This is a genomic window from Flavobacterium crassostreae, from assembly GCF_001831475.1.
Taxonomy (GTDB): domain Bacteria; phylum Bacteroidota; class Bacteroidia; order Flavobacteriales; family Flavobacteriaceae; genus Flavobacterium; species Flavobacterium crassostreae.
The window spans coordinates 2,143,158-2,154,066 of the sequence record NZ_CP017688.1 but is presented as its reverse complement, the minus strand read 5'-3'; the positions used below and the strand labels follow the sequence as shown (position 1 = coordinate 2,154,066).

General features: G+C 31.8%; 12 protein-coding genes. 1 reads left to right on the top strand and 11 read right to left on the bottom strand.

All coding sequences use genetic code 11. The features are described from left to right. The first annotated feature begins 285 nt into the window (after positions 1 to 285). Positions 286 to 795 carry a hypothetical protein gene (locus tag LB076_RS09675; protein ID WP_066330877.1) on the top strand — a complete coding sequence of 170 codons (510 nt, stop codon included), beginning with the start codon at positions 286 to 288 and terminating at the stop codon, positions 793 to 795. 159 nt (positions 796 to 954) lie between these two features. Here LB076_RS09675 and LB076_RS09670 read toward each other — a convergent pair whose 3' ends face one another. From LB076_RS09670 to mnmE, 11 genes are all read right to left on the bottom strand, one after another. Beyond that, entirely contained in the window at positions 955 to 1,185 is a 231-nt protein-coding gene (locus tag LB076_RS09670; RefSeq protein ID WP_066330875.1) for a hypothetical protein, read from the bottom strand. 42 nt (positions 1,186 to 1,227) lie between these two features. Next, positions 1,228 to 1,818, bottom strand: coding sequence for a ParA family protein (locus LB076_RS09665; RefSeq protein ID WP_066330873.1), 591 nt, complete (start codon positions 1,816 to 1,818; stop codon positions 1,228 to 1,230). 48 nt (positions 1,819 to 1,866) lie between these two features. Beyond that, positions 1,867 to 3,597, bottom strand: a complete 1,731-nt coding sequence (locus LB076_RS09660) for a DUF5712 family protein (protein ID WP_066330867.1) — start codon at positions 3,595 to 3,597, stop codon at positions 1,867 to 1,869. Continuing rightward, entirely contained in the window at positions 3,597 to 4,007 is a 411-nt protein-coding gene (locus tag LB076_RS09655) for a hypothetical protein (protein WP_066330864.1), read from the bottom strand. Before LB076_RS09655 ends, LB076_RS09660 begins: the two co-directional genes overlap by 1 nt. Continuing rightward, the gene (locus tag LB076_RS09650; protein ID WP_141672795.1) at positions 4,004 to 4,555 is read right to left on the bottom strand and encodes a BfmA/BtgA family mobilization protein; all 552 of its coding nucleotides are present in this window, start codon (positions 4,553 to 4,555) and stop codon (positions 4,004 to 4,006) included. Before LB076_RS09650 ends, LB076_RS09655 begins: the two co-directional genes overlap by 4 nt. Positions 4,556 to 4,731: 176 nt before the next feature. Continuing rightward, positions 4,732 to 5,595 carry a toprim domain-containing protein gene (locus LB076_RS09645; protein ID WP_066330854.1) on the bottom strand — a complete coding sequence of 288 codons (864 nt, stop codon included), beginning with the start codon at positions 5,593 to 5,595 and terminating at the stop codon, positions 4,732 to 4,734. A 202-nt stretch (positions 5,596 to 5,797) separates the two neighbouring features. After that, entirely contained in the window at positions 5,798 to 7,012 is a 1,215-nt protein-coding gene (locus LB076_RS09640; RefSeq protein WP_066330852.1) for a primase-helicase family protein, read from the bottom strand. Positions 7,013 to 7,100: 88 nt separating this feature from the next. Next, entirely contained in the window at positions 7,101 to 7,388 is a 288-nt protein-coding gene (locus tag LB076_RS09635; protein ID WP_066330849.1) for a helix-turn-helix transcriptional regulator, read from the bottom strand. A 101-nt stretch (positions 7,389 to 7,489) separates the two neighbouring features. After that, positions 7,490 to 7,795 carry a hypothetical protein gene (locus tag LB076_RS09630; protein ID WP_066330847.1) on the bottom strand — a complete coding sequence of 102 codons (306 nt, stop codon included), beginning with the start codon at positions 7,793 to 7,795 and terminating at the stop codon, positions 7,490 to 7,492. A gap of 410 nt (positions 7,796 to 8,205) precedes the next feature. Continuing rightward, positions 8,206 to 9,333: a site-specific integrase gene (locus tag LB076_RS09620; protein ID WP_066330840.1), complete on the bottom strand. Its 1,128-nt coding sequence runs from the start codon at positions 9,331 to 9,333 to the stop codon at positions 8,206 to 8,208. Positions 9,334 to 9,481: 148 nt separating this feature from the next. After that, positions 9,482 to 10,882 carry a tRNA uridine-5-carboxymethylaminomethyl(34) synthesis GTPase MnmE gene (gene mnmE, locus LB076_RS09615; protein ID WP_066330967.1) on the bottom strand — a complete coding sequence of 467 codons (1,401 nt, stop codon included), beginning with the start codon at positions 10,880 to 10,882 and terminating at the stop codon, positions 9,482 to 9,484. Between the last annotated feature and the right edge of the window lie 27 nt (positions 10,883 to 10,909).

The window sequence follows — 10,909 nt, the reverse complement described above, 5'->3', positions numbered from 1 at the left end:
CTTTGTTAATAGATGAATTTGATTAAAAATTTAATTGAGGAATTAAATTATATCAAGAAGCTTTTTCAACCATTAACATTTTGTAAATTTGCCAAACAAACAAGCGTAAGCTATCGTATTGGTTAACTGAAATTGCGACCTTCATTTGACAACCAATTTATGATAGACTTACGCCCGTGCCTTATATTGGCGTGGGCTAAGTCTTTCTGGTTGTCGGGCCGTCGCAAGCCTCAGTTACGATTGACATTAGACTCGCGCCTTTTTTTTAACTTAAAATAAGGCATTATGAAAAACAAAAAATTTTACAGCCCAATTAAATCATTAGTAAATTTAATTTTAACTGGTGAAAAGAAAATAAATCAAGATGTTGAATTTATCCCAATAACACAGGAATTAGTAAATTCTTTAATCAACATCGATGGTAATTATAATATGTATTTTTTAAGCTGCATAGAGAATTTTTTGAGCAGCTGCAGCAAAGAAGAAAAAGTTAATGTGATTAAAGTTCTTTGTGAAAATGAAGATTTATTACACGGAGTATCATTAGTAAATGGACTGATAGCAAACTCTAAATCGTCAAATCCAAATAACTCTCCCGATACGATAGATTCTGTGATATTAAATTTCCTTATTAAAGGACAGGTTCATCACATACTCACGTTGTCAATATATTTTTATATCGAAAGCATTGCAACAACTAATATTTTAAATGGAAAAATTTCGAAAAACGATTATGAAAAAATAATAGAATTCCATTCTATTAAAAGGGATTTGAAAGATCTTTTTATTTTTTAAAACCTTTTATAAGATCAACCATAAATAGCCAATGAATGATTGGCTATTTATGGTTGAAATTTTAGTTCATTTTTACTCTACTTTAAAATAGTATTCAACAAGATCTTCACGAACTTTAACATCAATTGAAAATATTTTATAGAATTCATATTTTTTATTTTACAACTCTGCAAGGAATGATTTTACAGCATCATTTACCAGTTGCTTCATACTGGTGTCTTCTTGCAAAGCCTTCATTTTTAATTTTTTAAGAAGCTCTTTTTCTATGTAAAAAGAGAATTGTACTTCATCGACTTCTTTGTTAAGAATGGGCACAATCTTTTGAATTGCTTTTTGCTGATTGCTTGATTTTGCCTTATTAATGAGGTCATTGATGTTTTGTTTTTCCATAATGATAGATTTGTATTTTTATAGAATTGTATTTTTCTATATTTATATTAGCTTGGTTAAAACTTCTGCTGTAAGTTGGTCAATCTGATTTTGTGCATTTTTATCATTTGAAACCCCTTTTAACAGCACTGAGCGGGTAAAGGCAACCAAATCACTAATATGTGTAGTAGCAATTTTTACCTTGTATTCTTCTAAGCCAATCAAAATGTCTAGGGTTAAAGTCGTGTTTGGCTTTGTCATATTAAAAACAACCAAGGTATCTGCAGTTCTTTGCTCTTGTTCAATAATTGTAAGAGTGCTTTTTATGGCCAGCAGGTCTAGAATACCTGCTTTAGTTGGCACAATAATTAAATCCGATATTGAAATTAATTTAGCTAAATGATTAGATAAATAAGGGGGAGTGTCTATAAATATAAAATCATATTTCAGCTCTGAAATGCTTTCCAATTTATCTTGATAGGGAATGATTTTAAAATCTGTAACCAATTCTTCTAATTGGCTCAAGCTTCCTTGTAAATCAAAATCTAATACGGCAACTCTAGAATTTGTAGCAAAATTTTGTGCAAGATTAAAAGTAAGAGTGCTTTTACCAACGCCTCCTTTTTGGTGTGTTATTAATATAATTTTCGGCATGTTTTAAAATTTATAAGGTTGTTGTTTATTTGAAAGTTAGTACTGCAATTAATAGCCCATATCTTGACCCATTGCTCTTACGGTTTTAAAAGCGAAATCAATCACTCCTTTTGGTAAATTGGTAGGGATATTTGCCACAATACCAAGTTCTTTTTTTATAGAGGCTACAGGGCTTATTTGTTGTTTGATTTCCGAAAGTCCTGAGTGTTCCAATAAGAATTGTGTAGCTTTTCCTTTTACCTGTCCTGTTATTTCGTTTTTCAATCCTTTAAGCTCTTTTTTCTCCTGATTGTAATGATTGAACGTTTGCTCTTTGGGTCTGTCGTATTCAAATTTGGTATCGAATACTTTTTCTCCTTTCTGAAAAAAAACAGTTCTATCAAAGCCTATTTTTTCTCCGTGCTGGGTTCTGCTCTCCTTTGCATTAGCTAGTGGCGAAAGAGAAAGTTTATTTCGTGGATTCTTCATGGTTTTGTCATGGCGTGAAACGACTACGTGAGCGTGAATTTGCATCCCGCCTTTCTTATCGCCACCTTCAATAATTTTTCCTGTTTCTTTATCTCTATGCAGATTCTCCTTTAGTGTTTTAATTTCCTTTTTATCTCCCTTGGTTTGCTCTAGCTTATTGATTAGATCAAGGGTGTTTTTATTTTGAACAGCAAATTTATCATTCGCCTTGTAGGTTCTTGAACTTTCAATTTTTCCATACCAAAGCAAATCATCTCCTGTCAATGGTCTGGTGGATAAATCAAATCCTTTTTTGTGTGCTAATTCCTGATAGATTCTTTCTTTGTCCTTTCCAAATTCTTTGTCAATCGCTTTCTGTATTGCCTTGTTTGTCTTTTCTTTTAACAAATGTTCGGAGGTAAAATATTCGCCTTTTTTTATAGTCAGGTCTTTTTGATTAATAGAGTAAGTGAGTGGTTCTTTAAATCTTTGGTCTTGGATGGAAAAATTAAAAACCTTCTCTTTGTTTTTTAATTCTGAAACACTTTTAAAATCAGCATTTATAGTACTCAAAGTGTTTTTGTCAATCACTTCGTTTACTTTGGCATGGTATACGTTTTCGGGTAGCTTGTAATTTCCGTTTTCTTGAAGTTGCAAAGCGGTTTTAGGAACAAAAACAGTTGCTTTTCCTCCTTCTTCTAAATCCAATTGAATTAAAGCTGATTTCCCTTTCTGTTCAATGATTTGAATGTTATTAACTTCAATCCATTGTTTGGATTTTGTTTCTTCTTTAGAGTCAACTTCAATTCCTTTTTCTTTAAGATAGTCTGCAAATATTTGATCCGTTTCTAAATTCAATTCTTTTTTCTCCACGGCATTAGGGAGCTTTTCTTCATTGCAATATATTTCCCTACCGAAATTAGTGGCATATTCATTCATGAGATCTTGTGTGTAAAGCTTCATCTGAATTTTCATCAGTTCATCTTTTTGTTCGATATAGTATACGTTTTCCCGATTAGAATCTTCATCAAATCCTCTCTTGGTTAGTGTATCAACGGCCAAACTTTCCATGTGTGTGAGTTCTTTAGCACTGGGTGAAATATTAAGCATATAAAAATTAGAACTTTCAAAATTTTGAGAACCACGATTGGTATCAATGTCCCTAAGTACTTTTGTCCCATCAATTCCACTACTAGCATCAGTACATTGGAATTCTGAATTGAAAAATTTTTCGTTTGATTCTTGTAATTGATTTTCCTTTTCCAAGTATTCAATCAAATTCGAACACGATGTGCTTCCCGAAGCTTGATGTGCTGTAAATGAAATATGCATTATTGTGCTTTTAAATTATCTCGAACAAAAATCAAGCTATCAAGTTTAGTATTTATTCTACTTTTTATAAATTCTTTCCTTTTGCGTGAAGCTTTATATGTTTTAAGGGCATTCAGCATTCCATAGCAATCGTTTATTTCTTCTTGAACTAGTGTTGCTTTTTCCTTTACTTGCTCTTCTTGTCCCTTTTTAAATTCGTTTATTACAAAAATTAGAACTATAAAAAGCAATAGTGTGATAATGAAAATTCCAATATACCTCCACATTTTTTGATAATCTACATTGGAAAAAGTATCGCTAAAAAAAACTGAAGTTGATTTTGTTTTTGCTTTATTGCTTTCTTGTTCTGAAATTACAATTGGTTCTTCTTTTTGATTTTCGGGAAACAAAACCCCTCTTTTTAATTTCATAATAATGCGGTGTATTTGACAATGTTTTCTAACTCGTACTCTTCTAAATTAATAACGGGATAATTCTTCCCTTGTAAATTTTCAATTGATAAATTCTCACTAATTCTTTTTAAAATCCGTGAAGTTTCTCGAAGCGTTTTTTGAAGTTCGTCTATCTCTTTTTGTTTTAAATAAAGTTTTTCTAATTCGTTTTTATTTTCTGTATTGAGGTTTTCTTTGATGTTGAGTTTGGAATCTATTTCAGAAATTTTTCGATTCAGCGGTATGAAATATTCTTTTTCAATTGCTCCATGACGCTTGCGTAAACTTTGAGAATCGGTCTTTATAAATTCTTTTAATAACATTAATTCTACTTTAAAAACCTTTTCAAGTTCATTGAAAGAATTGGCAGTTTTTACTCCAATTTTATCCTTGGGAGAAAGGTTGTTTTCTTCAAAAAAATTACAGATTTGTATAATACATTCACTGGCTGTACTAAATTTTTCTTTAGTATTTAATACATCAAATTTATTTTTAGCTTCTACACTTATTCTTATGTCTTTTCTCATTGTCATCCATTTTGTGGTACGTTTATTATAATAACCAGCTGTTTTATTGCCTTCATTGCTCAATTGTGGTATAAAGTGTGGTATTATTAAAAAACAAAATAAAAACACACCTTGAAAATCAGTACTTTATAAAATATTCACGCTACTGCGTGAATCCCTCTTGCTCTTTCTAATCTTTATATAGAATCCTCTTTTAAACATGCTGACATATGGTATTCGTTAAGATCCTTAAATCCGTTATATATTGTTCTACAATCTTGAGCTGTAGAAAATTGGTTTAGAATTAAGCTTGTGTATTTGTCTCCTGCTTCATCATTATCGAGGTACAATTCAATAGCGGTATAATTAGATAAAATAGCGGTGTTTTTGTTTAATAAAGCCACTGAATTTAAAATCAAATAGTCTGCTTTATCTATCACTAAATTTTCAAAAACATTAAAAGATAGGAAATCAAAAAAGCCCTCGAATACTCTTATTGTAGTTCCGTTATTTAAGATTGTAGTACTGTCTTTTTTGTTTAAACAGAGCTTTGCATATTTATTTCGGACTTCAAATCCTCCGCTATTATTTTCAAAACTAAGGGCGAAATATTTTTTTTCTTGAATCGTATAATGAATTTCTTTTAGTTGTTTTACACTCCTAAATTTTGTAATTCCTCTTTGGTTTAAATACTCAATTAAAGCAGAATGTTGAACAGGAATTATTTTAATTATAGTCGGACTATTTTCGTTTTTTATGTCAACGACTTCGGATATTTGCTTTTGAAAAGAAAAAAAAGTTTCAAATTTTTTTAAATAATCCAAAGCTTCAGTAACACTGAATCCAAATTTTAGAATCACAAAATCGATCACATTACCACCATTTTGTTCTCCGTAGTCATACCATCGATTTAGTTTCTTATTGAGCTTAAATGAAGCTGTTTTTTCTATCCGAAAAGGAGACAAATACCAACTGTCATTATCATTTGTTTTGGTAGGTTCACATCCTAAATTTTGGAGTACTTTTTCTATTGGAATTTCTCTTGCTTGGGTCGTATTCATGGCTGTGTTTTTAGGGGGTTAAAAAAAGTGAAAAAAGTGATGAATTGATGACAAACAGCGGGAGCATTAATATTTACAAGGGTTGACGTGTCATCATTTTGTCATCACGTCATCACTTTTGAATTGCTGTCATCATTTTTTTGTCATCACTTTATTTTTTGATGACAAAGTGATGACAAGCTAAAGCCTTACTGTTGTTGACTTAATCATGGTCTGTCATCAATTCGTCACTAAAATCAAATAAAAAATCTCGGGTAATTGAGTAATAGCGTCCTTTGGTTAAATTTTGATAAAAATCTAGGTCGTTTGTAATGGTTACTTTTTGATATTGATTTGAGTTTTTTGCCTGTTCTAATTTCCAATTTTTGCGAACTATATTTTTTATTTCAACAGCATCATATTTGATCTTAAATTTGTTTAGAATATTCAATAAATCAGAGAAACAAAAATCTAATGTTTCTATATCTAAGCTTTCCATTGTATTCAATATGACATTAGCCACTTCTCTCTCAATTTGGTTTGAGTTATGCCTCACTAACCTCATTAAGGCATTGGTTTTAATTTGTTCAGGAGTGAACCACATTCTAGTTTGGTTCTCGGTTGCTAATTTTCTATTGGTAAGAAAATGTAAAAAGGCGGGGATTTCAGTAATTAGCTTTTTTAAAACATTCACATCTTCCTTTTTGTAACGATTCACTTTAATAATCCAAAATCGAATTTCATCAGAATCTATTTTTATAAATGAAGTTTCATTATTAGAACAAAGAATAAATTTGCCAAAAAAGGAAGCTTCTTTTTTATCTTTTCCTTTGGCTTCGGTCTTGTGCGTGTTAGTTGTAGACAGGTATTTTATACGTTCTGTGAGTTCATCCGTCTTAAATAAAACTTCATCAATACAGATCAATAGTTTAGAGCTCCAGTCAGAGTTAAAGTTTGATGTAAAATCACTGTTGGTTAAGAAAGTGAGGTTGTATTCGAAAATTTCTTTTAGCCATTTTAAAAAGGTTGATTTACCAGTAGAACGCTCCTTGCTGACTAAACAAAGAATGGGCAAAATCTGAGTTGGTTTTAAATAAATTAACTGCAAATAATCAAGACCTAATTCAAGTTGCTCACCAAAAATATGAGACAAAAAACTAAGAGTATTGGTAATATCGCCTTCTATAGGCGATTTACTAATTTGGTGGTACGTATTGTAGTAGTCCTGGACTCTTTTTTTAAAATATTCTGGTCTATTTTCAGGAATACATATAAAACCGTCAAACCGTTCGATTTCGGATAAGATATTTTTACCGTGGTCTTGTCGGATCAATTCGGCTGACCAAATGACTAAAATTTCAATGCGGTCTCCTGAAGATAAAGGATATAAGGATTTCTTAAAATAGGATGTTCCTATTCTTAAATACAAGTTTTTCATTATACAATATGGTTTTATTGTATCTTTGTGAGATACAACAAGGTTAGTGTTTAAATAGAGCGTTACAATTCGGCGGAATTGGACGCTTTTATTTTTTTACAGCATTTGTATAATTGATAGCTTCTTTTTCAATCTGAGAGATTGATTTTGATTTGTTTTGAAGTAACCATTCATCGATCTCTGTCTTAGTAAAAAACAAAGTTCGATTGTTAGGTTTTGAATAGGGGAGTATGTTATGATGTACAAGTTTGTATACATAACTTTTAGAGAACCCTGTGTAGTTTACAACATCATCTACTGTGAAGATTTGTTTGTTTGTCCCAATAATAAGTTTTTCTAATTGGGTTAATTTCTGAATGATTGCATTGCTTTCCATAAGTGATATGTGTTATTGTTATGGGAACAAATGTCACTAAAAGCAAGGGGGCAAAGGTTAATGTGTTAATACGGTTAACCTATTTATCTCAAAATGTTAACCTAAAATATAGATTCGATTATATCTTTCTTTTTAGCACCGTTTAGATTTTTACTATTTGAAGAACTGATTGATGCTGGAGTGGCTGTTTCATTTTTTATATTAAATATTTTCAAAAACATAGGTATAGATAATCTCTTGCATTTTCTTTTAAATAATTTATGAAACTCTTTTGTTTGAATATTATCCATATTTAATTTAAAAATTGGTTCGTTTGGCAAAATTCCTTCGCTAAGTGTTTTTATAAAAAGATTTTTATCTAAAATGTCTTCATTATTTTTTATTACTTCTATAAAATCGTTTTCCATTAATTTATTAAATATTTTTTCTAGTTCTTCTTGAGTAAATAGGTTTTCAAAATCTAAGTTTTTTTTTCTTGGTTAGGTATAATCAGGATGTTCTTGGTTCTTTTTGTATTCCCCATTTTTTGAATTAAAAAGATGAAAATTGTCAAAATAACAAGTACACTTAGGTAAAGAGTTATAAAATATGACCCTTTGGAAAATTGAAATAATATTTGGCTAAAATAAACACTTAAGAGTAAACACATCATAAATGCAACTGTAACTATTCTGTCGTGATTTGAATTCCAAGTAATTTTTTTATTGTTAAAATATTCTATAAGTAGAGGGTAATAATATCTGAATATTAATCCAGCTTGAATTAATAAGTTGATTAATATAGAGATTACAATAATGTAGCTAATATTTTCCATAATTTAAAGTTTGATAGTAGGTATAAGGTTCGAAGCTTCTTTCATTTTTTGATCAACAATTTTGGCATAAATTGCCGTAGTGCGTATTTCACGGTGTCCTAATCTTTTGGAAACGGTGTAGATGTCTGCTCCGTTTTCTAATAATAGAACTGCATTAGTATGTCTGGCACTGTGAAAAGTAATGTGTTTAGAGATTCCGGCACGATTGCACCATCTTACAATTTCATTATTATAAACCGTACTGTACTTTAGGCCAACAAAAACTCTGTCTGTTGGTGATTGTCTAGTTTGTAATAGCTCACGGGCTTGACTAGAAATATAAAGATATTCAACACCATCGGTTTTTTCTTGTCTAAAATTCACCCTGCTTACTTCTCCTTCATCTCTAACTTCTGACCAAACCAAGGTATTAATGTCTGACCAGCGTAACCCTACTAAACAGGAAAATATAAATGCACGTTTTAGCACTTCATATTTACATTCTGTTTGAGCTAATTGCTGAAGTTCTTGAAAGGTTAAGTATTCTCTCTGGCTTTCTGCTTGCTCAAATGATTTTATTTTGGAAGCATAATTAATAGAAATATAGCCATCATCAAAGGCACTGCGAAGTGCTGCTTTAAATTTATTGAAATAAGAATATTTTGAGTTTAAAGATAAAGAAAGGTTGCTTTTTGTTTTGGCTTCTTTTTCGAAATACAACCGTACTCTTTTAACGAAATCTTCATTAACTTCATCAAAGGTTAAGTTCGCTGAAATACATCGTTTTAAATGAAGTGAGGTAGCCGTCCAGTTGCCGTAATTTTTAGGAGAATCAACTTTATCTTCCGTTTTCTCCATGAAATAATCTAAAAACAATCTTTTTGACTTAGCTGTGTTTTTTATATCAAATTTACCTTGAAAGTATTCTGCCTTTCTAATTGATAAAATTTGCTCGCTTAAAGTATCAATTTCCTTATTCTCTTTTTTTTCAGCAGCAGTTTTTGGATCCTGATGCGGATATAGTTTTAAATACTCAAAATCTCTTAGATGGATTCTTTTGCCTTCTGTATTTATGGAAGAGCCTTTGTAGTATTCTAGGAATAAGCTGAACTTGCCATTTTGTAATTTCTTTTTCTTTAAAGTAATATTCATAGGTGTACATTTTTACACCTTTTTTGCTTTAAGGTGTACATAGAGTGTAACAAATGTATGAATTAAAGACAATATAAGAAAGTCGAAATACAACTAAATCAATGGCAGTCAAGCTATAGAAAGTTAAAGAAGCTTAAAGAAAGTATATTTATTTCCCGATACAGAAATTAGCAAAAATATTACCTAGCAATTCATCATTGGTTACTTGACCTGTAATGGTGCCAAATTGGTACAAAGCTTCTTTTATATCTAGGGCCATTAAATCACTCGATAGGTGTATCTCTAGGCCATATTTTACTTTTTGTATTTCGTCTAATGCTTTAAGTAAGGAGTCATAATGCCTTGTGTTGGTAACAATTGTTTCGTTATTGCGCAATGCTCCAGTATTGACAAAAGAGAGTAGTTGATTTTTAAGATCCTCAATGCCTATGTTTTCTTTGGCAGAAATAGTTTGCAGAATTACATTTAAGGGCTGTAGTTGGTGTTTTATTTGTGTAACGGTATCGGTGCTTAACAATTCTATTTTATTGATCACAACCACCAAAGGTTTTAGAGGAAATTGGTTTTTTATTTTTTCGATCTCAAGGATGTATTCGGAACTTTGTACCTGAAATTTTAAACTATCAAATAGATACAAAACCACTTGGGCTTGTTCTATTTTTTCAAAAGTTTTTTTGATCCCAATGCTTTCTACTATGTCTTTGGTTTCTCTAATTCCTGCGGTGTCAATAAATCTAAAACCAATGCCTCCAATGACCAATTCGTCTTCTATGGTGTCTCGGGTGGTGCCTGCTATTTCGGAGACAATGGCGCGCTCCTCGTTTAATAAAGCATTTAATAGTGTGGATTTGCCAACGTTGGGTTCTCCTACAATGGCTACCGGAATACCGTTTTTGATTACATTACCTACTGCAAAGGAGTCTATTAGGCGTTTGAGCACCAGTTCGATTCGGTTTAGGAGTTCCTGAAATTGGGTTCTGTCTGCAAATTCTACGTCTTCTTCGGCAAAGTCTAATTCTAATTCTATTAGGGAGGCAAAGTTTAATAATTCTTCGCGGAGTTTGGCAATTTCGTTAGAGAATCCACCACGCATTTGTTGCATGGCTATTTGGTGGGAGGCTTCGTTGTCTGAGGCAATTAGATCTGCCACGGCTTCGGCTTGGGATAAATCTAATTTTCCGTTCAAAAAGGCGCGTAAGGTAAACTCTCCTGCCTCGGCCATACGACAACCTTTGCGGAGCAATAATTGAATGATTTGTTGCTGGATGTAGGTAGAACCGTGGCAGGAGATTTCGATGGTATCTTCGCCGGTGTAGGAGTGGGGCCCTTTGAACAGGGATACCAATACTTCATCTAGGGTTTTGTGGTTCTCGACTATATGCCCCAAATGTAAGGTATGGGTTTTTTGTTGGAGCAAGCGTTTGTTTTTGATGGATCGAAAAACGGAGTCACTGATTGCAATGGCTTCTGGTCCGGATATTCGGATAATGGCTATGGCGCCAGCTCCAGATGCGGTGGCTAGTGCTACTATGGTTTGGTTGTTTAGCATTTTGTTTGGATTGGGTGCAAAGGTACT

Excerpts from the sequence above, each read along its gene's own strand:
- mnmE (WP_066330967.1), bottom strand. The coding sequence starts at position 10,882 with ATGCTAAACAACCAAACCATAGTAGCACTAGCCACCGCATCTGGAGCT.
- LB076_RS09630 (WP_066330847.1), bottom strand. The coding sequence starts at position 7,795 with ATGGAAAACGATTTTATAGAAGTAATAAAAAATAATGAAGACATTTTA.
- LB076_RS09660 (WP_066330867.1), bottom strand. The coding sequence starts at position 3,597 with ATGCATATTTCATTTACAGCACATCAAGCTTCGGGAAGCACATCGTGT.
- LB076_RS09650 (WP_141672795.1), bottom strand. The coding sequence starts at position 4,555 with ATGAGAAAAGACATAAGAATAAGTGTAGAAGCTAAAAATAAATTTGAT.
- LB076_RS09645 (WP_066330854.1), bottom strand. The coding sequence starts at position 5,595 with ATGAATACGACCCAAGCAAGAGAAATTCCAATAGAAAAAGTACTCCAA.
- LB076_RS09655 (WP_066330864.1), bottom strand. The coding sequence starts at position 4,007 with ATGAAATTAAAAAGAGGGGTTTTGTTTCCCGAAAATCAAAAAGAAGAA.
- LB076_RS09620 (WP_066330840.1), bottom strand. The coding sequence starts at position 9,333 with ATGAATATTACTTTAAAGAAAAAGAAATTACAAAATGGCAAGTTCAGC.
- LB076_RS09670 (WP_066330875.1), bottom strand. The coding sequence starts at position 1,185 with ATGGAAAAACAAAACATCAATGACCTCATTAATAAGGCAAAATCAAGC.
- LB076_RS09635 (WP_066330849.1), bottom strand. The coding sequence starts at position 7,388 with ATGGAAAGCAATGCAATCATTCAGAAATTAACCCAATTAGAAAAACTT.
- LB076_RS09665 (WP_066330873.1), bottom strand. The coding sequence starts at position 1,818 with ATGCCGAAAATTATATTAATAACACACCAAAAAGGAGGCGTTGGTAAA.
- LB076_RS09640 (WP_066330852.1), bottom strand. The coding sequence starts at position 7,012 with ATGAAAAACTTGTATTTAAGAATAGGAACATCCTATTTTAAGAAATCC.
- LB076_RS09675 (WP_066330877.1), top strand. The coding sequence starts at position 286 with ATGAAAAACAAAAAATTTTACAGCCCAATTAAATCATTAGTAAATTTA.